Below are 22,746 nucleotides of genomic sequence, written 5' to 3'. Positions count from 1 at the left end.
GCTCCGGACAACCACAATCGGTCCCTTTTCATGCTGCAAAACGCCAGCCAGGCCGTCGGCGAAATCACCCAGCGCTGGCGTGCGATCGACGCCACCGAGCGCCGCGCGGATCCGTTCGGCGCGATGCGTCGCGCGGGCCTGTTCCGGATCGGACTGCCGGGCGGTGACGCATCGCTGGATAGTTTTACGGCGATCGCAGTTGCCGAGCAGGCGATGGCCGCGGCGACCGGGGAACTCGGCCTGGCCACAGCCTTCGCCGGGCGGCAACTGATCGCGCGGTTCTTCATCGCCGGCTTTTCCGACGACGCGCAGCGCAGTGATCTGCTACCGCGCATCGCTACGGGCGATTGCTGGGCCGCGGTGGCGATCTCCGAGCCCGGTGCCGGCGCGCATCCGAAACATCTGCAGACCGCCGCCGAGCCGCAGGGCGACAGTTTCGCGATCAGCGGCCGCAAGGCCTGGATCACCAACGGCCCGGTCGCCGACCTCTTCCTGGTGCTGGCGATCGTCGCGATCGAGGACGGTCGCAAGCGCTACGGCCTGTTCGCCGTGCCGCGCGATACGCCGGGGCTGACCATCACGCCGATGCCGTCGCTCGACGTGCTGGCGCCGGCGTCGCATTGCGAGCTCACGCTGGACAATTGCGTCGTGCCGGCCTCGGCGCGGATCGGCGGCGCGCGCGACGCCTATCCGGCGATGGCGCTGCCGTTTCGCGACATCGAGGACACCGTCGGCACCGCGACCACCGCCGGCTTTCTGGCGTGGCTGCTGCGGGCGATCGCCGCGCAAATCGAGCCGAGCGAGGACCACGCGCTGCGGCTCGGGCGTCTCAAAGGGCAAGTCGCGCTGATCGAGACCGCGAGCCGCGCCGCCGTGCTGTCGCTCGACGACGGTACGCCGCCGGTGCCGGCGCGCCTGATCGGCATCCGCGCGCTGGCCGGCAGCATCGTCGACGACGTTCGCGCGCATTTCGCCGTGGCGCGGACCGACGACCGCATCAGCCGCGCGCTGGCTGGTTTCGACGTCCTCGCCAATGTCGCGCGCGAGCCGCGCAAGCAGCGGCAGATCACTCTCGGCCAATCTCTCTGGAGCGCACGACGCGAATGACCACACATCTGCCGACCTCCTCCATCGACGCCGTCACCGCGGGCCTCGCATCGGTCGGCTACATCGCCAGCCGGCAGATTGCGACCGCGGTGTATCTCGCCGAGAAGATCGAGAAGCCGATCCTGGTCGAAGGCCCGGCCGGCGTCGGTAAGACCGAACTCGCCAAGGCGCTGGCGGCCTGGCGCGGGCTGCGGATGATCCGGATGCAGTGCTACGAAGGCCTCGACGAGGCCAAGGCGCTGTACGAGTGGAAATACGCCAAGCAGTTGCTCTACACCCAGATTCTCAAGGACAAGCTCGGCGAAGTGCTCGGCGGCGCCGAGACGCTGGCGGGCGCGCTCGACCGGCTGCATGATTTCGGCGACGTGTTCTTCTCCAAGGAATTCGTCGAGCCGCGCCCGTTGCTGCAGGCGCTGGAGCAACCCAATGGCTGCGTGCTGCTGGTCGACGAGATCGACAAGTCGGATGCCGAATTCGAATCGCTGCTGCTGGAAATCCTGTCCGACTACCAGGTCTCGATTCCCGAACTCGGCACCATCCGCGCGGTGGTGAAGCCGCTGGTACTCTTGACCTCGAACGGCGAGCGCGACCTGTCCGACGCGCTGAAGCGGCGCTGCCTGCATCTGCATATCGGCTTTCCGGAGCAGAAGCTCGAAGAGCGCATCGTCGAGAGCCGGGTGCCGGGCGCGTCCGAGACGCTGCGCAGGCAGCTCGTCGGCTTCATCAACCAGGTCCGCGCGCTCGACCTGAAGAAGCTGCCGTCGGTGAGCGAGACCATCGACTGGGCGCGGGTGCTGGTGCTGCTGCAATCGACCGAACTCGACCACGAGACCGTGAAGGACACGCTCAACGTGCTGCTGAAATACGAAGCCGATATCGAAACCGCTACGCCGCAGGTCGCGGGCTTCGTCGCCAAGGCCGGGCGCGCCGGCACGTTCGGCTGATGCGCGAGGAGCTGCACCGCTTCTTCCGGGCGGCCCGCGGCGCCGGCGTGCGCGTGTCGCCGGCCGAAAGCATCGACGCGATGCGCGCGGTCGCGGATGTCGGCTTCTCCGATCGCACCACGCTGCGCGACACGCTGCTGCTGACACTGGCCAAGAGCCAGGAGGAGAAGCAGGCGCTCGGCGACTGCTTCGACCTGTTCTTCAGTCACCCCGAGCCGCCGCCGGCGGCGGAGGACGAGTCCGAGACTGATAGCAGCGGCTCTGCGGCCGACAATGCGGCGTCGCCGTCCGGCGCCGGCGCGCCGCAGGACGGCGGCAGCGCACCGCCCGAACTCGGCAACCTCGCGCAGATGCTGCTGTCGCAGGATCGCAGCGCGGTCGCTGCGGCGCTGGCCGGCGCGGCCAATGCGGCAGAGCTCTCCAACATCCGCTACTTCACCCAGCGCGGCCTGTTCCAGACCCGGATGATGGACGCGCTCGGCGTCGGGCGGCTGCGCGACGATCTCGACGCGCTGAAGAGCGCCAACCCGACGGAGGCCGAACGCCTCGCCGCCGCGCTCGACGGCCTGCGCGACGCGGTGCGCGAGCGCGTCTCGCAGGCGCTGCTGCTGTACGGCCGCGAGGAAACCGAAAATCTGCGCCACGAGATCCTGCGCAACGCGCCGCTGGCGCGGCTGGAGCGGCGCCAGGTCGCGCAGATGAAGGCACTGATCCGCGCCATCGCGCGGCGGCTGCGCGAGCGCTATTCGAAGCCGCGCAAGCGGCAGCGCCGCGGCCACCTCGACGTCCGCCGCACCATGCGCCGCAACGCCGCCTGGGGTGGCATCCCGTTTCTCACCGCCTGGAAACGCCGCCACCGCGACCGGCCGAAGATCGTGGCGCTGTGCGACGTCTCCGGTTCGGTGGCGCAGGTCTCCGATTTCTTCCTGCTGCTGATCCACAGCCTGCACGAAGTGGTCGACGACGTCCGCTCGTTCGCGTTCTCCGGTCACCTGATCGAAGTCAGCGACATCCTCGACAAGCAGGAGCCGGAAGCGGCGATGCGCGAGATCATGGCCAAGGTCGGGTTCGGCTCGTCCGACTACGGCAATTCGCTGGCGGATTTCGAAAAGCGCTGGCTGCGCGCGGTGACGCCGAAGACCACGGTGATCGTGCTCGGCGACGCCCGCACCAACAAGCTCGATCCGCGCACCGACATCCTGCGCACCATCTCCGAGCGCGCCAAGCGCGTGGTCTGGCTCAATCCCGAAGGCCGGATGGGCTGGGGCTGGGGCGATTCCGAGATGTTCCGCTACGCGCCGTTCTGCAACACCGTCCGGCAATGTGCCACGGCCAAGCAGCTCGAACGCGCGGTGTCGGACATCGTCGCCGCTTATCAGTAGCGGCCGCGACGCTACGTCAACTTTCGGCGAATCCCTGCGGATCGCTCAGCCGGTTGAGCCGCTGTGCGGCGGCGAGCGCGAAGCGCAGCATCATCAGCTTGCGGGTCGGCGCCGCCAATTTGTGCTCGGGCGCCTCGCACTGCAGATGCGCGCCGTAGCCGTCGGCGACGATCAGGCCGGTGTCGCCGGGAAATATCTCGCACGGCAGATCCTGCGTGAAGGCGAAGAACAGACGGTCGCAATGCGCCCGATAGTCCGGCCATTTGGTGTCGGCGCGCAGATCGGCCAGCGAGGATTTGATCTCCACGATCCAGATCTCGCCGCGCTCGTTCAGCGCCACCAGATCGGCGCGCCGTCCCGACGGCAGCGGCAATTCGCTGACGCAGGCGAAGCCCAGCGAGCGCAGCAGGCGCGTGGTGCCGCGCGCGATTTTGAGCGCGGTGTCCGACTGCCGCAGGTCCGGCGGCAAAATCATGTGAACGGCATTCGATTCCATCGCGACCAAGTCTAGCCGATTTCGGTGCGGGTGCCCAAGCGGCGCTTCGCGGTCCGATTTCGGCCGCAGAAACATCGCCGCAGCGCCGCGATCGCGGGTCGGTGCGGCGATGCGGTGAAACGCGGGCTCTGGCGGGGCAGTTGGAGACGATCGGATGACACGCATCACACTCATGAAAGCGCTGGCCTTCACCGCGCTGCTCGCGCCGCTGGCGCTTCCCTCCACCGCAAGCGCGCGGCCGACGGTCGAAGTCGCCTTCGTGCTCGACACCACCGGATCGATGAGCGGCCTGATCGAGGGCGCTAAGCGCAAGATCTGGTCGATCGCCACTGCGATCCTCGACAGCAATCCCGACGCCGACATCCGGATGGGGCTGGTGATGTATCGCGACATCGGCGACGACTACGTCACCCGCCGCGTCGAGTTGACCTCCGACATTCAGGACCTCTATGCGCGGCTGCTGGAGCTGCAGGCGCGCGGCGGCGGCGACTGGCCGGAAAGCGTCAACGAGGCGCTCGACGTCGCGGTCAACAAGCTGCACTGGACAAAGGAGGGCGACATCTGCCGGATCGTGTTCCTGGTCGGCGATGCGCCGCCGCATATGGACTACGCCCAGGACACCAAATATCCGACCACGCTGGCGGTGGCGCGGCAGAAGGACATCATCGTCAACGCCGTGCAGGCCGGCCACGCACGCGATACCGAGCGGGTGTGGCACGAGATCGCCGAAAGCGGGCGCGGCCGCTACATTCCGATCCCGCAGGATGGCGGCCAGATCGTGGTGATCGAGACGCCCTACGACCAGGACATCATCATCCTGCAGAACCGGATCAACGGCACCGTGATCCCCTACGGTCCCGCGCCGATCCAGAAACGCACCGAAGATCAGACCCGACAATTGTCGAAAGTCGCCGCATCGGCGCCCGCTTCCGCCTCCGACATGGCGAGCTACATCAACAAGCGGGCGCGCACCTCGTCCGAAGCCGTCACCGGCGGCGGCGATCTGGTCAGCGACGTCATCGCCGGACGGCAGAAGCTCGACGCCGTCAAGGACGAGGACCTGCCCGACGCCCTGCGCAGCCTGCCGGCCGAGCAGCGCGCCGCCAAAGTGGAATCCGAAATGGCCGCGCGAAAGACGCTGAACGAACAACTCGCCACGCTGGTCAAGCAGCGCGACGCCTATCTGGCGGCGCAGCGCGACAAGCAACCCAAGCCGGCCTCGTCGTTCGATCGCGAAGTCGAAGCGACGCTGAAGGCGCAATTGAAACGGTAGATCCTTTGGTGGTTGTGGGGCTCTCAAGAGGAATTCCGCCGTCATCCTGAGGTGCGCGATCCGCCACGCGTGAGCGTGACGGATCGCGCCTCGAAGGATGAGTCGCGGGCACCTGTCGCCGCATCCTTCGAGGCTCGCCCAACAGGGCGAGCGCCTCAGGATGACGACTTTGGGTGCTGCCTTCTTCCCCCCGTGGGAGAGGATTCACGCGCTTGCAATGACGACAATCCAGCCCTGCCCCCACTTTGACTTGCCGCGGCGGAGGCGGCAAAGTGCGGCGATGAGCACTGCATCCGACACCAAAGCCAAAGCTGGCGCCGCCATCATCCCGGTCACGCCATTCCAGCAGAACTGCACGCTGTTGTGGTGCGAGGCCACCCGCAAGGCGGTGGTCGTGGATCCCGGCGGCGACGTCCCCGAAATTCTGGCCGCGATCGAGAAGACCGGCGTCAGCGTCGAGAAGATCTGGCTGACGCACGGCCACATCGACCACGTCGGCGGCGCGGCCGAATTGCGCGACGCGCTGAAGGTGCCGATCGAAGGCCCGCATCGCGACGACCAGTTCCTGCTCGACAACGTCGTCGCTAGCGGCCGCAGCTTCGGCATCGCCGGCGTCCGCGACGTCACCACGGATCGCTGGCTGGACCAGGGCGACAGCGTCAGCGTCGGCGAGTTGACGTTCCAGATCCTGCATTGTCCCGGACATTCGCCGGGTAGCGTGGTGTTCTTCAACGAGGCGATGCGGTTCGCGCTGGTCGGTGACGTGCTGTTCGCCGGCTCGGTCGGGCGCACCGACCTGCCCGGCGGCAGCCACGCCACGCTGATCCGATCGATCACCGACAAGCTGCTGCCGCTCGGCGACGATGTCGGCTTCATCTGCGGCCATGGGCCCGGCTCGAGCATCGGCCAGGAGCGCATGACCAATCCGTTCCTGACCGGCGCGATGTAGCGTCGGTCTCCCGCAGGCATTGTTCACATTCGATTCCGACCACCGCCCCGCGCGCAGCGGCGGAGTGCATCCGCGTGCGATCGCCGCGACGCCTGCCATTGCCTGGTAGTTCTACGAAGTATCGAGCGACCTCGGGTCTGCGGCATCGTCGGATCCTCGGATGGAACGCTGCAACCGACGGACATGACAATCGACCCGTTGCGCTCTCGCGATTTTCGGTCGGCAGATCATCGGCCCCTTTGCATCGTTCCAGCCGGCATCAACGCCCAAGACGGTATCGAACCGATCCACGGCACGACGATGCTCGACAGCAAGACCGCGGGAGCGCTTTCATTATGACCGAACTCCTCAGCGAGCCACTCAGCCGTTTCCGTGCGATGGACACGTCCGATCCGGACGAACTCGCGCACGCGCTCTCCACCGTCTACGGCGCCCGCAACTTTCAGTGCGGTTCGGCCGGCACGTTCCGCGTGCGGGGCAATTTCGTGCAATTGCAGGATATCGCGCTCGGCTTCACCTGCGGTCGCGCGCCGCTGAGCGTGGACTTCCCCGAGGCCGACTTTGCGCGACTACAGATCGCGCTGACCGGGCAATCGAGTACCCGCAGCGCCGGCGTCACGACGGCGATCGATCCGCGGCAGGCCTGCGTCTCGTCGCCCGGACGCACCGCTCACACCGAGTTCGGCCCGTTCTACGAGCATTTGCTGCTTCGCGTGCAAAGCAGCGCGATCGACCGCAAGCTCACGGCGCTGCTCGGCACCAAGCCGAAGCGCGCGATCGAGTTCGAGCCCGCCGCGAGCAACGACCTGCTGCAGGCGGCCAATCTTCGCCGCCTGATCGGGTTCGTGAACAGTCAGATCAATTCGGCGAGTGCCCCGCTACCCGAGCTGGTGATGGCGGAGTTGCAGGAAGCCATCACCCTGCTGTTCCTGACCGCCTATCCGCACAACTTCACCAAATTTCTGGAAGCCGACTCGCGCAGTGCGGCGCCCGGGCACGTGCGCAGGATCGAGGAATACATCGAGGCCAACTGGGCCGAACCGATCACCATCGAAACGCTGACGGACCTGACGGGAATCAGCGCGCGCGGCATCTTCAAGGCCTTCCAGCGCAGCCGCGGCTACTCGCCGATGGCGTTCGCCAAGCAGGTCCGGCTTCGGCAGGCACGCACCATGCTGCAGCAGGGACGCGCGCTGACCTCGGTCACGGCCGCCGCCTTCGCCTGCGGCTTCTCCAATCTCGGCCACTTCGCCAAGGACTATCGGACTGCGTTCGGCGAACGGCCGTCGGAAACGCTGGTCCGATCGAGCAGATAGGCGCCGCGCGCCGCCGCAACCCACGCGCGGCGCGGGCCGCCTCGTCGAGAGGCGGCCCGCCGACGTCGTTGGCTTAGTCGATGATCTCGACGATGCGGCGGGTGCCCGGCTCGACCAGAACAGTGCGGCCGTTCACCACCGTGTAGCGATACTCGCGCGCCGAATTGAACCGGTCCGGGACCTCGTAATAGGTCACGCCGTCGTCGGGCAGTACGGCGCCGACGCGAACCTCGTCGCGATAGGTGTAGGACGGACGGCGCTGCTCGACCACGTAGCTGCGAAAGCGCGGGCGATCGTCGACGCCGAGGATGCCGGCGACGCCGCCGACGACACCGCCGATGGTGCCCCCGACAACTGCGCCGACCGGGCCGGCGGCACGCTCGCCGTCACGCGCACCGCGCTCGATGCCGCCCGGCACACCCTGGGCATTGGCGACGGCCGGCGCGGCAAGCGCCAGGATGACAACGGCGGTTCCGACAAAGCGATTGATCATAGTGAAGCTCCGATTCTGGGAAGGTGCTTGACAAGTCGCCGCGCATGAAACAGTTCCGCGCAACTCATCGAGGCCACGTCGGCCGCTTCCATCAGCGCGGAGTCGATGAACGAATCGTCAGACTGGAACTAATCGGCAACCATCGCGCGCACGCGTGTCATCAGATCGCCGTGGTCGAACGGCTTGGTGATCAGTTCGATGCCGGCCTCGCGAATGCCGTCGGTCATCGCCGCGCTTTCGGCGTAGCCGGTCATCAGCAACACGCCGATGTCCGGTCGGTGGAGGCGCGCATAGTCGGCGAGCTGGCGTCCATTGAGGCCGGGCAGCCCGATATCCGACAGCAGCAGGTCGATCGGCTCGTCGCCCTGCAGCATCGCCAGTCCGGATGGCCCATCCACGGCCTCGAGCACGCGATAACCCTGGTCACGCAGCATCTCGACGATCACCGCGCGCACCACCGCCTCGTCCTCGACCACCAGCACGGTCTCGCCGCGGGCAGCATCCGCGCGTGGCGGCTTCGCCGGCTCCTGCCGCTCGCCTGCGTCGCCGTGTTCGCGCGGCAGATACAGCGTGACCGAGGTGCCTTCGGACCGCGCGCTGGCGATGCTCGCATGTCCGCGCGATTGCTGCGCGAAACCATAGATCATCGACAGTCCGAGGCCGGTGCCCCGGCCGAGCGGCTTGGTCGTGAAGAACGGTTCGAATGCCCGCGCGGCGACATCGTCGTTCATGCCGACGCCGGTGTCGGAGACGGTCAGGCAGACATAGTCGCCGGGCAGCAGCGCGGGCATCTCGCCGCCGTCGAAGGTCGCATTGCGCGTGGTGATCGTGAGCCGGCCGCCATCCGGCATCGCGTCGCGGGCGTTGATCGCCAGATTGAGCAGCGCGCTTTCGAGCTGGTTGGGATCGCACAGCGTGAGCCACAGATCCGGCGCCGCAGCGATCTCGAACTCGATCGCTTCGCCGATCGTCCGGCGCAGCAGATCCTCGAGCGAGACCACGAGGTGATTGGCGTCGACCGGCTTCGGTACCAACGGCTGACGCCTGGCGAAGGCGAGCAACCGGTGGGTGAGCGCGGCCGCACGATTCGCCGAGATCATCGCGGCGTCGATATAGCGTGCGATATTGTCGGTGCGGCCCTGCTCGAGCCGGGTCCGCATCAGCTCGAGCGAACCGACGATGCCGGTCAGCAGATTGTTGAAATCGTGGGCGATACCCCCGGTGAGTTGCCCGACCGCCTCCATCTTCTGCGATTGACGGAGCGCCTCCTCGGTGACCTTGAGGCGCTCCGCCGCCGCCTTGTCGGCGGTGATGTCGCGCGCGACCGCGTAGCAGGCGTCGGCGTCGGAGACGCCGGTCCAGGACAACCAGCGATACGATCCGTCCTTGGCGCGGATCCGGCTCTCGAAGCGCACCGTGCCGGCGCCCGCGCACAGCTCGGCCAACTGCGCCCGTGTAATGCCGCCATCGGCCGGGTGCTCGATCCATTCCGAGGTGTTGTTCAACAGCTCGGCCTCGCTCCAGCCCAGCGTATTGGTCCAGGCCGGATTCACCGTGCGCCAGACGCCGCGGCGGTCGGCAACCAGCAGCAGGTCCTGCGACACATTCCAGATCCGGTCGCGCTCGCGGGTTTTTTCCTCGACGTGTTGCGCGAGCGTTGTGTTCAGTTGCGCGAGCTGTGCGGCGAGTTTGCGCGCCGCTTCCTCGCTCGCCTGCGCCTTCTGCTCGGCCTCGACCTGTTCGGTGACGTCGATATGCGCGCCGACGAGCCGGAGCGGCGTGCCGCTGTCGTCGCGCTCGATCACCGCACGCACCGAGATCCAACGCGTTTCGCCGTCGCTCGGACGGATGATCCGATAGCGGGCGACGTAGTCGCGGGCGTCGCCGTTCACCGCCTCGACGAATTGCCGTTCGGTCGCCTCGCGATCCTCGGGATGAATGCGTCGAACCCAGTCTTCGTGGGTTTCCGTCGCGGCCTCGGGCGGCAGACCGTGGACCAGGAGATATTCCGGCGAACGCCGGTTGCGGAAGCCGGACCGCAGATCGACCTCGAGCCCGCCGATCCGTCCGATTTGCTGCACGCGCGCCAGCTCGGCCTCGCGTTCGCGCAGCGCCATCGATGCCGATACGTCTCGCGTCACGTCGCGACACACCACCAGCACGCCGCCGACCGAATCGTCCTGATCGATCGGGCTGAAGCCGTAGGTCCAGTAGACGTCCTCGCGGCGGCCGTTGCGCGTCACCGGCACCAGATGATTTTCGTGCCAGGTCGATCCGCCGCCGCTCATCACCTGCTCGATCTGCGGGCCGATGATGTCCCAGATCTCCGCCCAGCAGTCGCGCCCGCGCTGGCCGAGTGCGCCGGGATGGCGCTCCGGTCCCATCGTCTGCCGGTAGGCGTCGTTGTAGAACTGGATCAGATCGGGGCCCCACCAGATGAACATCGGATGGTTGCTGTTGAGCAGAATCCGCAGCGCGGTGCGCAGGCTCTGCGGCCATGTCTCCGCCGGCCCGAGCGTCGAATCCGCCCAGTCATGGGCGCGCATCAGAGCGCCCATCTCGCCGCCGCGGGCGAGGAAATCCGGCGTCATCGATCTCTTCAGGTCCAGCATTCAACCCGCGTGATGGGCTAAGACGATCTGCGGCGAACGCTCAACCTAACATCCGCCGCGACAGGCGCAAATGTCGGCGCCGGGCAGGCCGGCGTTGCGCCTGCAGCACCAGCGACAGCAGCGAACGCCTACTTCATCAGGCCGGCCGCAGTCAGCGCCCGGGTGATCACCGCGCCGACATCGAAGCCGCGGCGGTCACGGGGCGGCTCGTGGGCCGCCCGCGCGCCGGCGGCCGCACGCGGCCTGAAGGTTCCCGCTCGCGCGCCGTCCGCGGCCGCGGCGTGGTCCGCTTCGGCGCTCGGTCGCGCGACCGCCTTGTGCCGGTGAATACGGCCGGTGAGCCCGAAGAATTCGGCGATGTGGAACGATGACGAAATTCCCGCTTCGAGCAGGTAGGCGCCGGCGACGCCGTAGCGCTCGTCATTGGCGCGGCCGATCGGCGTGCCGTGCGCCATGTCGGTGATGGTGTAGGATTCCACGGTCGCCTCGCCGCTGGAGTTCCACCAGACCTGGTGAGGAAAGCCGACGACACTCCGCTGGGACATCGGCGTTTCCGGCAGACCGTGCAGATCGAGCCACTGCTTCACCAGCGCATCGGCATTGGCGGCGTTCACGGTGCGATCGGCGCTGCCGTGCCAGACCGACAGCTTCGGCCATGGCCCCTTGTGCGGCGACGCCTTGCGCACCAGATCGCCGAGCTCGTGCGCGGAACGCGGCGATGGATGCCGCATCTCCTTCAGCGCCTGCCGTACGGTGCCGGCGACTCCATAGGGCAGCCCGGCGATCACCGCACCGCCGGCGAACACATCCGGATAGGTCGCCAGCATCACCGTGGTCATCGCGCCGCCGGCGGATAGTCCGGTCACGAAAATTCGCGCCCGATCGATGTGATAGGCAGCCGACATTCGCTCGACCATCTGCCAGATCGACGCGACTTCGCCGTGGCCGCGCTTGATGTCGTCCGGCACGAACCAGTTGAAGCAAAGATTGGGGTTATTGTCCCGCTTCTGCTCCGGCATCAGCAGGGCGAAGCCGTAGCGCTGCGCTAGCGTCGACCATCCTGCGCCGACATCGTAACCGGCCGCATTCTGGGTGCAGCCATGCAGCACGACCACCAGCGGGATGCGCTTCGTCAGCCCTTCAGGGATGAACGACAGCATCCGGAGGTTGCCGGGGTTGTCGCCGAAATCCGCCGTCTCGATCAGCGGGCTGGCAGCCTCGGCCGCCCCAGAGGCAGGGTGCAAGCCACTGAGACCGTTGAACTTTCGCAAATGGGCGAGGAAGTCGATGGGATTTCTGTGAGACACGGCAGCAACTCCTGATCCTCAGCCAGCTGACCAGAATATAATGCTGCGCTGCAGCAAGATAATAGGCAACCCTGAATTCCGTTCCTGCGATCGAATTGCAAAAACCCGCAGCCTGCGTTCCCGCCGATCTCCGCAAGGTGACGGCCGTATGTTTTTGCACGTATTTTCGACCTCGGCGTGGGCAGAACCCGCCGCGGCGGCCGTCAATCGCAGCCGAACCGCCGCTCCAGCGCCTTGATCTCGGCGATCCGCGCCCGGACATTGGCCGACAGCGGCACATCGCCCTCGTCGTCATAGGAACAACCGCGATTGCCGAAATAGCCGATCGCGCGCCGCGTCTTGAAGCAGTAGCCGGCGTCCTTGAAGTAGCTGTTGCGCTCCACCCACAGCGCCTGGCAGCTCTGCTGGGCGTTGGCGGATGAGGCGGTGATCCCGGCGCCGGCGATCAGCAGGCAGGCGCCCGCGATCAGACGGGGCCAGCGGGCGAAGCCGGCCCGGCAAGGTATGGTTCCAACTGATCCCATGGTCGCTATCCTCCTCCGTTGGCGACACCCGCGCGGCCGCAGGCAGGCTCCGACGGGCGCGACGAACGATCCTTGATCAGGAACAAGTATCCGACACGTGGCGCAGTCTCGCGCAACGAAGGTCGATTTGACAATCGCCCGGAAAACCCCGAGCAGAACCTCGCCCGCCGCGAATGGCGGCGCCCGGTTGCGCGGTTCGCCGACCGGAAGTCCGGACCGGAGTGGCAGTTGTCAGACCAGATGTACGACGTCTTCAAGTTCCTCCACGTCGTCGGCGTGGTCGTGCTGGTCGGCAACGTCACCATCACCGCGTTCTGGAAGGCGTTCTCCGATCTCACGCGCGATCCGAAGATCGTCGCCCACGCGCAGCGCGGCGTCACGGTGTCGGATTTCATCTTCACCGTGATCGGCATCGTGCTGGTGATGGTCGGCGGCTACGGCGCCGCGATCGTCAAGGATATTCCGCTGTTCTCCTCGTTCTGGCTGGTCTCGGGCCAGATCCTGTTCGCGATCTCCGGAATGATGTGGCTCGGCATCCTGATTCCGATCCAGATCCGGCAGGCGCGGCTCGCCCGCAGCTTTGCGCAGAGCAATGACATTCCGGAGCAATATTGGCGCGATGCCCGAACCTGGCTGGTCTGGGGCATCATCGCCACCGTGCCGCTGGTGGCGGCGATCTTCGTCATGGTGGTGAAGTTCTGACCCGCGGCCGGGCATTCGGCCGTCCGTCGTAGCGATCGGGAAAGCCGCTGATGTCCGTTACAGAGATCGCGCCGTCCGTCGATCGCGAGGCGCTGCTGCCCGGCGCCCAGTTCATCGATGCCTATTGCGTTCCGATCGGCAGCAGGGCGCTCGACGCCCGCCAGGCCGCGACCCGAATGATCGAGCATGGTCCGGGCTGGATCGACGCGCTGATGCGGCTGCGCAATCTCGTCGTGACGCCGTTCGGGCTGAAGACACCAGCGCCCGGCGGATCGGCCGCGGGCGACCGCATCGGCGTGTTTCCGGTGCTTGACGAGGCGCCTCACCGGATCGTCGCCGGCTTCGACGATCACCATCTCGACTTCCGCGTCGTGATCGACGTGGAGGACGGCCCGGCCGAACGCCGTGTCGTCGCCACGACATTGGTTCTGACCCACAATTGGCTCGGCCGAACCTATCTGGCGACCATCATGCCGTTCCACCGCCTGGTGGTGCGCGCGATGCTGCAGCAGCTCGCGCGCTGAGACCGGAACGGAACTTCGGGAGACGGCAAGAGTTGGCGATGGTGGACGGCGAAATCAATCAGACCGGCGGGCCCTCCGCCCCCGACGAGAAAACGGCCGCGCTCGCGCGCGCCTTCGACAGCGCGTGGGAGCGGTTCATCGGGATCGAGGGCTCGCGGGCCGATACCGACACCAACCGCAAGCAACTCGCGGCCCGGATCGTAGCCTTGTCGCGCGCCGGCGAGACCGACGAGGCCACGCTGGCGCAATCCGCGCTGATTCATCTCTGCGTGCTGGCCGAAGCGTCGCGGCTCGGCAATCAGTCGCCTGAATCTTCCGCCAATGGCGGTCCCGGCGCCATCGGCGGCGGGTCGCAGGCCCCCCATGCGCAGGCCTTCAGCCCGCAGACGGTCGCCGCGATGTCGGCCGCGCTCGAGCAATGCGTCGATACGCTGCCGCTGCAGGCGCCGTCGAGCGCGCTGCAGTTTCTGTCCGCCAACATTCTCGAACAAGCGTCGCGCGGCGAACAGGACCCGGAGCGCCTCAGCAGCAACGCGCTGGAAGCGTTGCGCAATCGCTGATCGGGTTCAGGAGACCGGCGGGGTGTCGGCGACGGCCGCGCCGGGCCGGGCCCATTCGGTGACCCGCATTTCGAGATCACGGAAATTCTGGCTGAGCTGTTCCAGTGCGAAGCCGAGCGCGAAGAACCGCTCGGCCTGCTCGCCGGAGAATTCGCGCGTCAGCCCGTCGCCGCGCACCTTTGCGATTTCGGCCGCATAGGCGTCGAGCGCCGCAATCACCGCGCGCAGCGGCGGCGGCGGGCCGCGATCGCGCAACGCCGCGGCGCTCGCGGCCAGATGCAGGGTCGCGGCGGCACGAAACGACTCCAGCGACGGGCCGAGGCGGTCCTGCAAGGCCCGCGGCAGCGGCGCCGCGACGGCGCGGCCGACCATCACCAGATCGTGCCGCAACCTGAGCAGCGTGCGGATCAGCGGCCCGATATCCGGCCCGCGCGACAGCCCGGTGGCGCGCTCGTGCTCGGCCTCGTCGCCGATCTCGTTGAGCGTCACCAGCGAGGCGCCGATGCCGTCCTGCAACCGGTGCAGCGCATCGTTGTCGAGGCCGCGGGTGAGGCCGGCGAGCAATTCGCCGAGCGCCACCGCCATCAGATCGAGCGCCCGTGCCGCTGCGGCGAGCGCCAGCGCCTGCGCCCGAGACGGCAGCACGAAGAACGACACCAGCAGCCCGGACAGCGATCCGACCGCGACTTCCAGCACCCGGTCGATCGCCGAATCCAACGGCGCCACCGGCGTCATGGTCGGCACCAGCAGCACGATGATCGCCGTGACGGTGGCGACGTTGAGGCTCGGCTTGACCGCCGCCAGCAGGGCCAGCGGCGCCACCGCCAGCGCCAGCACCCCGAGCAACGCCAGTTCGCTGTGATGCGGCACCAGAATGGTGATGGCGCCGCCATAGATCGCGCCGCCGATGGTGCCGACCAGATAGTCGAACGCGATCTTGACCGAGCGGCCGACGCTGAGCTGGGTGACGATGATCGCGGTCAGCACCGCCCACAGCGGCAGCCGCAGATGCAGCGCCTGCGCGGCCGCCAGCGCCAGCAGCGCACCGATCGTGACGCGCAGCGCCAGCCCCCATTGCGGCCGGCGCGGGCGCAGATATGCAGGATATCGAGACCAGAACGGCTTCATCGGCGACGATGCCTTGTTGCGTGGTCGCCTGTCAGAGCATAGCCCCCGCTGCTGCGCAATCCGCAGCGGCCGCCTTCATGTTCGCTCGCATGCCGGTCTGCAACCGGATGGGTTGAACGCCGCGGGCCGCCCGCCTAACGTGCCGCAAAACAACAACAGGAGCCCTCATGGCCAACGAAACCGCCACGCTCGCCGGCTATGTCGCCGCGCTGCGCTTCGACGACATTCCTCAGGACGTGCGGGCGCGGGCCAAGGTGCTGACCCTCGATTTCCTCGGCAGCGCGATCCGCGCCCGCCGCGAGGCCGAATCGACGCCGGCGCTGCTGGCGATGGTGCAGGCGTTGTCGCTGGACGCCGACGGCGCCGCGACCGTGTTCGGCGACGCCAAGCGCTGGACCCCGGCGGTGGCGGCGCTGCTCAACGGCGCGCTCGGCCATTCGCTGGATTTCGACGACACCCACGCCGATTCCTCGCTGCACCCGTCGGCGCCGGTGGTGCCCGCTGCCTTCGCGGTCGGCGAACTGGTCGGCGCTTCGGGGCGCGACGTGCTCACCGCGATCGTCGCCGGCTATGAAGTGTGCTGCCGGCTCGGCAATGCGCTCGACCCGACCTCGCATTACGCCCGCGGCTTTCACCCGACCGCCACCGCCGGCACCTACGGCGCCGCCGCGGCTGCGGCGAAACTGTTCGGCCTGTCCGCCGCGCAGATCGTGTCGGCGTTCGGCGTCTCCGGCAGCCAGGCCGCGGGCTCGCTGCAATTCCTCGTCAACGGCGCCTGGAACAAGCGCTATCAGGTCGGGGCCGCCGCAATGAACGGCGTGATCGCCGCGACGCTGGCGAAGAACGGCTTCATCGGCGCCACCGAATCGGTCGAAGGCATCCACGGCCTGTTGGTCGGCTACACCGACACGCCGCATCATGACAAAGCCGTCGCCGATCTCGGCCGGGTCTACGAGACCATGAAGATCGGCGTGAAGCCGTATCCGAGCTGCCGCTACACCCACGCGGCGATCGACGCGCTGATCGCGATGCGGCGCGAGCACAATCTCACCCCCGAGCAGGTCAAGAAGGTCGAGATCGGGCTGCACCGCAACGGCATCACGCTGACCGGCGACGCCGCCACCAAGCGGCATCCGTCGTCGATCGTCGGCGGCCAGTTCTCGATGTTCTTCACCGGCGCGCTGGCGCTCGAACAGGGCAGCTTCGGCTGGGACGACTACACCCGGCTCGGCGATCCGGCGATCGATGCGCTCGCCGACAAATTCGACGTGGTTCAGGACTCTCGCCTCGAAGGCAAAACCCACCCCTTTGGCGCGCGAGTCTCCATCACGACGGACGACGGCGTGCACGAGCGGATCTACGCCGATCCGTCCGGCGAACCGAATTCGTTTCCGAGCGATCAGGCGATGGCGCAGAAATTCCTGCAGCTTGCCCGCCCGGTGCTCGACGGCGGCGCGCAGTCGTTCGCCGACGCGATCATGAGCCTGGAGCAATGCGCGCGGATCGACGAAGCCACCGGCTTCGCGCGTCGATCCGCCGCATGACAGTTTGACGTCGCTGCACGCGCGGGTGCGATTCAGCGCGCGACCGGTCGATCACGAAGCCGTGGCGAAACGATCGGCGGCGTGAAGCGTCTAGAAGCCGTCGGCTGGAATCTCTATGATTTCGGGTGAGACTGCGTCTTGTTCGCGACACGTCCAATCGAAGCCAGGGGAGAAACGGCATGCCGCAAGCGACCGTCGATCGCGCGTCGGAGTTTCTCGGCGGCCTGTTCACGAGCCTCACCGAACGTGGCCGCAGCCTGTTCAAGTCGAGCAGCGACCAGCCGAAGAGCAAGGACGAACTGATCGCGCTCGGCGAGGCGCTGCTGTCACGCCGCGGCGAGGCCACCGGCGTGGCGATGGCGCATCAATTGTTGTCCGGCTATGACGGCGCCGCCGAGGACGATCAGCTCGGCTTCCTCGACGCGCTGGCCGAACAATTCGGCCCCGATCTCGCCGAACTCACGGCGGCCGTCGAAAACTTCCATGTCAGCGGCGCATCGCCGGACGCCGCCTCGCAACTCCTCAAGGCCGCCGAGCCGCGCCGGCAGGAGCTGATCCGCCGGCTCAACCTCGCGCCGGGCGGCACCGCGTCGCTGGTGCGGATGCGCGAGGCGGTGCTGACGCATCTGCGCGACCACCCGCAACTCAGGAACGTCGACGACGATTTCGTGCATCTGTTCACCTCCTGGTTCAATCGGGGCTTTCTGGTGCTGCAACGAATCGACTGGACTACGCCGGCCAACATTCTCGAGAAGATCATTCGCTACGAGCAGGTCCACGCCATCCGCAATTGGGACGATCTGCGCGCACGACTCGCGCCGGCGGACCGGCGCTGCTACGGCTTCTTCCATCCGCAGCTCGTCGACGAGCCGCTGATTTTCGTCGAGGTGGCGCTGACGCTGGATCGCCCGGGTGCGATCGCGCCGCTGCTCGATCTGGAGCGGGCGCCGATCTCGCCCAAGGATGCGACCACGGCGGTGTTCTACTCGATCTCCAATACCCAGAAGGGCCTCGCCGGCATCTCGTTCGGCAATTTCCTGATCAAGCAGGTGGTCGAGGAGATCAAGCGCGAGCTGCCCAACGTGCAGAGCTTCGTCACGCTGTCGCCGGTGCCGGGCTTCGCGAAATGGCTGAAGCAGGAGCGCGCCGACGAGGCGTCGGCGTTGCTCGACGACTCCGCCCGTGCCGAACTCGCGGTGCTGGACGCGCCGGATTGGCAGGACGATCCCGAACGCGCCGATCACATCAAGCCTTTGCTGCTGCCGCTGGCGGCCGCGTACTTCCTGCAGGCCAAGAATGCCCGCGGCCTGCCGCTCGACCCGGTAGCGCGCTTCCATCTCGGCAACGGCGCGCGGCTGGAGAGCCTCAATTTCCTCGGCGACCGCTCGCCCAACGGGATGCGGCAATCGCACGGACTGATGGTGAACTATCTGTATGCGCTCGGCGAGATCGAGGCCAACCACGAGGCCTTCGCCGAACGCGCCCAGATCGCGGCCGCCTCCGCGGTCCGTAAGCAACTGCCGTCCAAGCCGCTGAGCAGCGAGCCGCGCAAGACCAACGGCAAGACCTCCGCCCCGCTGGCGATCGCACCGCCGGCGTGACGCACCCTCGGCTCGAGCAATGCCCTAACCCCGTCATTGCGAGCGGAGCGAAGCAATCCAGACACCGTGCACCGAGCTTCTGGATTGCTTCGTCGCTACGCTCCTCGCAATGACGGATCGTACTTTCGAGGAAAACACCATGAGCTGGATGCCATCGATCGATCCGGAGCTCGGCGATCCGCAGACCTGCGACGCGCTCGAGCTGATCATCGTGCCGCGCACCCGCGATCTCGGCGACGGCTTCGCGGTGCGCCGCGCGCTGCCGCACGGCAAGCGGCAGATGGTCGGGCCGTTCATCTTCTTCGATCATTTCGGACCGGTGCAGTTCATCGCCGGCCGCGGCATGGACGTGCGGCCGCATCCGCATATCGGGCTTGCCACCGTCACCTATCTGTTCGACGGCAGGATCATGCATCGCGACAGCGAGGGCAACATCCAGGAGATCGCGCCCGGCGCGATGAACCTGATGACCGCCGGCCGCGGCATCGCGCATTCCGAGCGCACCCCGGACGTCGAGCGTCGTGACGGCCAGGCGATGCTCGGCCTGCAGAGCTGGATCGCCCTTCCCAAAGGATCCGAGGAAATCGCCCCGTCGTTTCAGCACTTCGCCGCGGCGACGCTGCCGACCGTGACCGACACCGGCTTCACCGCGCGGGTGATCGCCGGCTCGGCGTTCGGCAAGAGTTCGCCGGTGACGATGGTGTCGCCATGGTTCTACGCCGAGGTCAACGCGACGGCCGGCACCGCCGTGCCGCTCGATCCCGACCACGAGGAGCGCGCGATCTATCTGGTCGAGGGCGAGATCGAGATCGCCGGCGACCGCCATGTTGGTCCGCGGCTCCTGATCTTCCGCCCCGGCGACCGCATCACCGTCCGGGCCGTGACCGACACGCGGATGATGTTCCTCGGCGGCGACGCGCTGGAGGGGCCGCGCCACATCTGGTGGAATTTCGTCTCGTCGAGCCGCGAGCGCATCGAACAGGCCAAACAGGACTGGAAAACCGGCCGTTTCGCCGCCGTTCCAGACGAGAGCGAGTTCATTCCGCTGCCGGAATGATACACTCTCCGCTCCCATCGTTCCGCGCCGCCGGCCTGCCGGCGACGCCTGTCGCCTGAAAGACCGCCCATGACCACGATGCTCTCGAGCGACCTGCCGCTGCCGAAGATCGGCCGCGGCAAGGTGCGCGACATCTATGCCGTCGACGCCGACCGGCTGCTGCTGGTGACCACCGACCGGATCAGCGCCTTCGACGTGGTGATGGCCGAGACCATCCCGATGAAGGGCGCGGTGCTGACGCAGATCAGCGCCTGGTGGTTCGACCAGCTCGGCGGCGTGGTGCCGCACCACATGATCAGCGCCGACACCGCCGAGATCGTCGACGCCGTGCCGGCGCTGCAGGATCATCGCGCGACCCTCGCCGGCCGGACCATGCTGTGCCGGCGCACCACCGTGTTTCCGGTCGAATGCGTCATCCGCGGCTACATCACCGGTTCGGCCTGGAAGGAATACGCCGCGACCGGCACGCTGGCCGGCGAGCCGCTGCCCGAGGGCCTGCAGGAAAGCGAGCATCTTCCCGCGCCGATCTTCTCGCCGGCGACCAAGGCCGAGACCGGCCATGACGAGAACATCACCATCGCCCGAATGCGCGCCATCGTCGGCGACGAAGACGCCTATACGCTGGAGAGCATGACGCGCGCGGTCTACACCCAAGGCGAGGCGATCGCCCGCGAGCAGGGCATCATCATCGCCGACACCAAATTCGAATTCGGCCGCGACGCCGACGGCCGGATCATTCTGATCGACGAGGTGATGACGCCGGATTCGTCGCGGTTCTGGGCCGCCGACGCCTACCAGCCGGGCCGGCCGCAGCCGTCTTTCGACAAGCAGCCGCTGCGCGACCATCTCGACGCCGAGCGCCGCGCCGGCCGCTGGAACGGCGAAGCGCCGCCGCCGAAACTGCCCGACGTGGTGGTCGCTGCAACCAGCGCGCGCTATCTCGACGCCTATCGCCGGCTGACGGGCGCCGATCTCGCGATCTCCTGACATGACGTAGCGCAAGGCGGCGCCGGGTGCGGCGGGCATTGATCGCCCGAGATGACTGCCTCTGGAGAAGACCCATGCCGACCCAGAACACGGTGCTGATCGAGCGCGACGGCCCGGTGACGATCGTGTCGATCAACCGCCCCGCGCGCCGCAACGCGGTCGACGGCGCCACCGCGAAGAAGCTCTACGACGCCTTCCTGGCGTTCGATGCCGACGACACCTCGTCCGTCGCGGTGTTCACCGGCGCGGGCGGCACGTTCTGCGCCGGCGCCGACCTCAAGGCGGTGGCGGCGGGCGACAGCGAGCGATCGCGGGACATCGCCGGCCACGACACGCTGGCGCCGATGGGCCCGACCCGGCTGCGGCTGGGCAAGCCGGTGATCGCCGCGGTCGAAGGCCATGCGGTCGCCGGCGGCCTCGAACTGGCGCTGTGGGCGGACATGCGGGTCGCCGCCGAGGACGCCACCTTCGGCGTGTTCTGCCGCCGCTTCGGCGTGCCGCTGATCGACGGCGGCACCATCAGGCTGCCGCGGCTGATCGGCCATTCGCAGGCGATGGACATGATCCTCACCGGCCGCCCGGTCTCCGGCATCGAGGCGCAGCGGATGGGCCTCGCCAACCGCCTGGTCCACCGCGGCGAAGCCGCGCTGCACGCGATCACGCTCGCCAAGGAGATCGCGCACTTCCCGCAGACCTGTCTGCGCGCCGACCGGCTGTCGGCGCTGCAGCAATGGGACATGCCGGAAGACGACGCGATCATGAACGAGATGCGCGGCGGCCTGAAAGTCATCGCCACTGGCGAAACGCTCGAAGGCGCCGAACGCTTCACCCAGGGTGAAGGCCGGCACGGCAAGTTCTGAGCGGGCGGAGCAGCGAAGCCAACTCGCCGCGCTTACCCGTCATCCTGAGGTGCGCGCTCTTGCGCGCCTCGAAGGATGAGCCGCAGGCACCGCGCTTGACGCCGCATCCTTCGAGGCACGCCCAAACGGGCGTGCGCCTCAGGATGACGATTCAATCCGTGTAGCAACGCAGTCTACGGAGCAGCTGCGACCGGAATCAAATCGGCGACCTCAAAACAGCTTCAGCCCCTTCAGACTGGCATGGCCGTTCTTGCCGACGATGATGTGATCGTGCACGGCGACGCCGAGCGGTTCGGCGATCGCCACGATGGTCTTGGTCATCTGGATGTCGGCCTGCGACGGCGTCGGGTCGCCCGAAGGATGGTTGTGCACCATGATCACCGCGGTCGCCGACAGTTCGAGCGCGCGCTTGACGATCTCGCGCGGATAGACCGGGGTGTGGTCGACGGTGCCGACCTGCTGCAGTTCGTCGGCGATCAGCTGGTTGCGCTTGTCGAGAAACAGGATGCGGAACTGCTCCCTGTCGGCGAACGCCATCGTGGTCCGGCAGTAATCGATCACCGCCGACCATGACGACAGCACGGTGCGGCTCTTGACCTGCCCCTTGGTGACCCGCGCCGCCGCCGCCGCGACCAGCTTGATCTCGGTGATCGCGGCCTCGCCCAGCCCTGAGACCTCGCGCAGCCGTGGCTCGGGCGCCTGCATGGTCTCGGCGAACGAGCCGAACCGCGCGATCAGCGCCTTCGCCAGCGGCTTGACGTCGCGGCGCGGCAGCGCGCGAAACAGCACGAGTTCCAGCAATTCGTAGTCGCTGAGCGCGGCGGCGCCGGCCTCGCGAAACCGCTCGCGCAGCCGTTCGCGATGGCCGTGATAATGCGGCGCCTCGGCGAATCCCGGCGGGTCCAGTCGCTCGCTGCTGTCTGCTGGCATAGGTGGCGCCGCGTTGCTGATCGGATCAACCATGCCGCGCGCCACGCCTTTTGCAACCGTGAATTGGCGGCTGTCCCAAACTCCGGAGGTCGCGCTCAGTCCGCCGTCGGCAGCCGCCGCATGGTGAATTCGATGGTGTCGCCCGGCAGTTCGCGCCAGCTCTCGACGCCGCTCATATAGGCCGCCTTCGGCCAGGTCTCGAGAAACTCCCGCGCCCGGGCGCGGGCGGCGGGCCGCGGCAGGACAAAAGTCTCGCGCAGGAAGCCGTCCGCCGGCTTGCTGCGCCGCGCCATCCGCTCCGCCAGATCGCGGGGCCGGTCGTGCTGGCGATTGACCATCCTTCAAACTCCGCTACGCTACTACCGGCAATATAGGAGTAGCAGGGAACGAATCCGAGTCTCTGCGCTTGAGTCCGGCTTGTTCGGTTCCGCGTAGTGTCCTGCGTCAGTG

At 67.5% G+C, this 22,746-nt stretch carries 22 protein-coding genes; 14 read left to right on the top strand and 8 right to left on the bottom strand.

Going from position 1 to position 22,746, the window contains the following annotated elements; translation table 11 throughout:
- Nucleotides 1–30 precede the first annotated feature (30 nt).
- From RPB_RS03665 to RPB_RS03655, 3 genes are read left to right on the top strand one after another with little or no spacing between them, the layout of a single operon-like run.
- The gene (locus RPB_RS03665; protein ID WP_011439620.1) at nt 31–1,107 is read left to right on the top strand and encodes an acyl-CoA dehydrogenase family protein; all 1,077 of its coding nucleotides are present in this window, start codon (nt 31–33) and stop codon (nt 1,105–1,107) included.
- Nucleotides 1,104–2,051, top strand: coding sequence for an AAA family ATPase (locus RPB_RS03660; RefSeq protein ID WP_011439619.1), 948 nt, complete (start codon nt 1,104–1,106; stop codon nt 2,049–2,051). The genes RPB_RS03665 and RPB_RS03660 overlap by 4 nt, the downstream gene beginning before the upstream one ends.
- A complete protein-coding gene (locus RPB_RS03655) occupies nt 2,051–3,433 on the top strand; it encodes a VWA domain-containing protein (protein WP_011439618.1) in 1,383 nt (460 codons plus the stop codon). Before RPB_RS03660 ends, RPB_RS03655 begins: the two co-directional genes overlap by 1 nt.
- Nucleotides 3,434–3,449: 16 nt before the next feature.
- Here RPB_RS03655 and RPB_RS03650 read toward each other — a convergent pair whose 3' ends face one another.
- A complete protein-coding gene (locus RPB_RS03650; protein WP_011439617.1) occupies nt 3,450–3,929 on the bottom strand; it encodes an MmcB family DNA repair protein in 480 nt (159 codons plus the stop codon).
- A 154-nt stretch (nt 3,930–4,083) separates the two neighbouring features.
- Here RPB_RS03650 and RPB_RS03645 point away from each other — a divergent pair, with 154 nt between their 5' ends.
- From RPB_RS03645 to RPB_RS03635, 3 genes are all read left to right on the top strand, one after another.
- Nucleotides 4,084–5,202, top strand: a complete 1,119-nt coding sequence (locus RPB_RS03645; protein ID WP_011439616.1) for a vWA domain-containing protein — start codon at nt 4,084–4,086, stop codon at nt 5,200–5,202.
- A 280-nt stretch (nt 5,203–5,482) separates the two neighbouring features.
- Nucleotides 5,483–6,151 carry an MBL fold metallo-hydrolase gene (locus RPB_RS03640; RefSeq protein WP_011439615.1) on the top strand — a complete coding sequence of 223 codons (669 nt, stop codon included), beginning with the start codon at nt 5,483–5,485 and terminating at the stop codon, nt 6,149–6,151.
- A gap of 335 nt (nt 6,152–6,486) precedes the next feature.
- A complete protein-coding gene (locus RPB_RS03635) occupies nt 6,487–7,467 on the top strand; it encodes an AraC family transcriptional regulator (RefSeq protein ID WP_011439614.1) in 981 nt (326 codons plus the stop codon).
- A 73-nt stretch (nt 7,468–7,540) separates the two neighbouring features.
- Here the strand turns inward: RPB_RS03635 and RPB_RS03630 are convergent, their stop codons facing one another.
- From RPB_RS03630 to RPB_RS03615, 4 genes are all read right to left on the bottom strand, one after another.
- A complete protein-coding gene (locus RPB_RS03630; RefSeq protein WP_011439613.1) occupies nt 7,541–7,960 on the bottom strand; it encodes a DUF1236 domain-containing protein in 420 nt (139 codons plus the stop codon).
- Nucleotides 7,961–8,088: 128 nt separating this feature from the next.
- Complete coding sequence (locus RPB_RS03625) at nt 8,089–10,572, bottom strand: PAS domain-containing hybrid sensor histidine kinase/response regulator (protein WP_011439612.1); 2,484 nt, start codon at nt 10,570–10,572, stop codon at nt 8,089–8,091.
- 128 nt (nt 10,573–10,700) lie between these two features.
- A complete protein-coding gene (locus RPB_RS03620; protein WP_011439611.1) occupies nt 10,701–11,879 on the bottom strand; it encodes an extracellular catalytic domain type 1 short-chain-length polyhydroxyalkanoate depolymerase in 1,179 nt (392 codons plus the stop codon).
- A 203-nt stretch (nt 11,880–12,082) separates the two neighbouring features.
- On the bottom strand, nt 12,083–12,403 hold the full coding sequence (locus RPB_RS03615) for a YARHG domain-containing protein (protein ID WP_011439610.1): 321 nt from the start codon (nt 12,401–12,403) through the stop codon (nt 12,083–12,085).
- A 240-nt stretch (nt 12,404–12,643) separates the two neighbouring features.
- Here RPB_RS03615 and RPB_RS03610 point away from each other — a divergent pair, with 240 nt between their 5' ends.
- From RPB_RS03610 to RPB_RS03600, 3 genes are read left to right on the top strand one after another with little or no spacing between them, the layout of a single operon-like run.
- Nucleotides 12,644–13,105, top strand: a complete 462-nt coding sequence (locus tag RPB_RS03610) for a DUF2269 family protein (RefSeq protein ID WP_011439609.1) — start codon at nt 12,644–12,646, stop codon at nt 13,103–13,105.
- A 50-nt stretch (nt 13,106–13,155) separates the two neighbouring features.
- Nucleotides 13,156–13,629 carry a DUF2867 domain-containing protein gene (locus tag RPB_RS03605; protein ID WP_011439608.1) on the top strand — a complete coding sequence of 158 codons (474 nt, stop codon included), beginning with the start codon at nt 13,156–13,158 and terminating at the stop codon, nt 13,627–13,629.
- Between the two features lie 38 nt (nt 13,630–13,667).
- Nucleotides 13,668–14,189, top strand: a complete 522-nt coding sequence (locus RPB_RS03600; protein WP_080507720.1) for a hypothetical protein — start codon at nt 13,668–13,670, stop codon at nt 14,187–14,189.
- 6 nt (nt 14,190–14,195) lie between these two features.
- Here RPB_RS03600 and RPB_RS03595 read toward each other — a convergent pair whose 3' ends face one another.
- Complete coding sequence (locus RPB_RS03595) at nt 14,196–15,317, bottom strand: FUSC family protein (protein ID WP_011439606.1); 1,122 nt, start codon at nt 15,315–15,317, stop codon at nt 14,196–14,198.
- A gap of 167 nt (nt 15,318–15,484) precedes the next feature.
- On the opposite strand from RPB_RS03595, the gene RPB_RS03590 reads away from it, so the two are divergent.
- From RPB_RS03590 to RPB_RS03570, 5 genes are all read left to right on the top strand, one after another.
- Nucleotides 15,485–16,861 (top strand): MmgE/PrpD family protein, encoded by a 1,377-nt coding sequence (locus tag RPB_RS03590; protein WP_011439605.1) that lies wholly within the window; start codon nt 15,485–15,487, stop codon nt 16,859–16,861.
- A 179-nt stretch (nt 16,862–17,040) separates the two neighbouring features.
- Nucleotides 17,041–18,462 (top strand): malonyl-CoA decarboxylase, encoded by a 1,422-nt coding sequence (locus tag RPB_RS03585; protein WP_011439604.1) that lies wholly within the window; start codon nt 17,041–17,043, stop codon nt 18,460–18,462.
- Nucleotides 18,463–18,601: 139 nt separating this feature from the next.
- On the top strand, nt 18,602–19,519 hold the full coding sequence (locus RPB_RS03580; RefSeq protein WP_011439603.1) for a pirin family protein: 918 nt from the start codon (nt 18,602–18,604) through the stop codon (nt 19,517–19,519).
- 69 nt (nt 19,520–19,588) lie between these two features.
- Nucleotides 19,589–20,506, top strand: a complete 918-nt coding sequence (locus RPB_RS03575) for a phosphoribosylaminoimidazolesuccinocarboxamide synthase (protein WP_011439602.1) — start codon at nt 19,589–19,591, stop codon at nt 20,504–20,506.
- A gap of 74 nt (nt 20,507–20,580) precedes the next feature.
- A complete protein-coding gene (locus tag RPB_RS03570; RefSeq protein ID WP_011439601.1) occupies nt 20,581–21,366 on the top strand; it encodes a crotonase/enoyl-CoA hydratase family protein in 786 nt (261 codons plus the stop codon).
- A 210-nt stretch (nt 21,367–21,576) separates the two neighbouring features.
- Here RPB_RS03570 and radC read toward each other — a convergent pair whose 3' ends face one another.
- Both radC and RPB_RS03560 read right to left on the bottom strand, forming a co-directional pair.
- Entirely contained in the window at nt 21,577–22,296 is a 720-nt protein-coding gene (gene radC, locus RPB_RS03565) for a RadC family protein (RefSeq protein ID WP_041797919.1), read from the bottom strand.
- Between the two features lie 95 nt (nt 22,297–22,391).
- A complete protein-coding gene (locus RPB_RS03560; RefSeq protein ID WP_011439599.1) occupies nt 22,392–22,634 on the bottom strand; it encodes a hypothetical protein in 243 nt (80 codons plus the stop codon).
- Nucleotides 22,635–22,746 lie beyond the last annotated feature (112 nt).

Origin of the sequence: Rhodopseudomonas palustris HaA2 (assembly GCF_000013365.1) — a bacterium.
Classification (GTDB): Bacteria; Pseudomonadota; Alphaproteobacteria; order Rhizobiales; family Xanthobacteraceae; genus Rhodopseudomonas; species Rhodopseudomonas palustris_J.
Note: the sequence above shows the minus strand (reverse complement) of the source record. Positions and strands in the feature narration are given on the sequence as shown.

What these genes read in the sequence shown, in the direction of transcription:
- RPB_RS03595 (WP_011439606.1), bottom strand. Translation starts at nt 15,317, where the DNA reads ATGAAGCCGTTCTGGTCTCGATATCCTGCATATCTGCGCCCGCGCCGG.
- RPB_RS03615 (WP_011439610.1), bottom strand. Translation starts at nt 12,403, where the DNA reads ATGGGATCAGTTGGAACCATACCTTGCCGGGCCGGCTTCGCCCGCTGG.
- radC (WP_041797919.1), bottom strand. Translation starts at nt 22,296, where the DNA reads ATGCCAGCAGACAGCAGCGAGCGACTGGACCCGCCGGGATTCGCCGAG.
- RPB_RS03635 (WP_011439614.1), top strand. Translation starts at nt 6,487, where the DNA reads ATGACCGAACTCCTCAGCGAGCCACTCAGCCGTTTCCGTGCGATGGAC.
- RPB_RS03660 (WP_011439619.1), top strand. Translation starts at nt 1,104, where the DNA reads ATGACCACACATCTGCCGACCTCCTCCATCGACGCCGTCACCGCGGGC.
- RPB_RS03590 (WP_011439605.1), top strand. Translation starts at nt 15,485, where the DNA reads ATGGCCAACGAAACCGCCACGCTCGCCGGCTATGTCGCCGCGCTGCGC.
- RPB_RS03610 (WP_011439609.1), top strand. Translation starts at nt 12,644, where the DNA reads ATGTACGACGTCTTCAAGTTCCTCCACGTCGTCGGCGTGGTCGTGCTG.
- RPB_RS03600 (WP_080507720.1), top strand. Translation starts at nt 13,668, where the DNA reads ATGGTGGACGGCGAAATCAATCAGACCGGCGGGCCCTCCGCCCCCGAC.
- RPB_RS03580 (WP_011439603.1), top strand. Translation starts at nt 18,602, where the DNA reads ATGAGCTGGATGCCATCGATCGATCCGGAGCTCGGCGATCCGCAGACC.
- RPB_RS03585 (WP_011439604.1), top strand. Translation starts at nt 17,041, where the DNA reads ATGCCGCAAGCGACCGTCGATCGCGCGTCGGAGTTTCTCGGCGGCCTG.
- RPB_RS03570 (WP_011439601.1), top strand. Translation starts at nt 20,581, where the DNA reads ATGCCGACCCAGAACACGGTGCTGATCGAGCGCGACGGCCCGGTGACG.
- RPB_RS03650 (WP_011439617.1), bottom strand. Translation starts at nt 3,929, where the DNA reads ATGGAATCGAATGCCGTTCACATGATTTTGCCGCCGGACCTGCGGCAG.
- RPB_RS03665 (WP_011439620.1), top strand. Translation starts at nt 31, where the DNA reads ATGCTGCAAAACGCCAGCCAGGCCGTCGGCGAAATCACCCAGCGCTGG.
- RPB_RS03640 (WP_011439615.1), top strand. Translation starts at nt 5,483, where the DNA reads ATGAGCACTGCATCCGACACCAAAGCCAAAGCTGGCGCCGCCATCATC.
- RPB_RS03605 (WP_011439608.1), top strand. Translation starts at nt 13,156, where the DNA reads ATGTCCGTTACAGAGATCGCGCCGTCCGTCGATCGCGAGGCGCTGCTG.
- RPB_RS03560 (WP_011439599.1), bottom strand. Translation starts at nt 22,634, where the DNA reads ATGGTCAATCGCCAGCACGACCGGCCCCGCGATCTGGCGGAGCGGATG.
- RPB_RS03655 (WP_011439618.1), top strand. Translation starts at nt 2,051, where the DNA reads ATGCGCGAGGAGCTGCACCGCTTCTTCCGGGCGGCCCGCGGCGCCGGC.
- RPB_RS03645 (WP_011439616.1), top strand. Translation starts at nt 4,084, where the DNA reads ATGACACGCATCACACTCATGAAAGCGCTGGCCTTCACCGCGCTGCTC.
- RPB_RS03625 (WP_011439612.1), bottom strand. Translation starts at nt 10,572, where the DNA reads ATGCTGGACCTGAAGAGATCGATGACGCCGGATTTCCTCGCCCGCGGC.
- RPB_RS03575 (WP_011439602.1), top strand. Translation starts at nt 19,589, where the DNA reads ATGACCACGATGCTCTCGAGCGACCTGCCGCTGCCGAAGATCGGCCGC.
- RPB_RS03630 (WP_011439613.1), bottom strand. Translation starts at nt 7,960, where the DNA reads ATGATCAATCGCTTTGTCGGAACCGCCGTTGTCATCCTGGCGCTTGCC.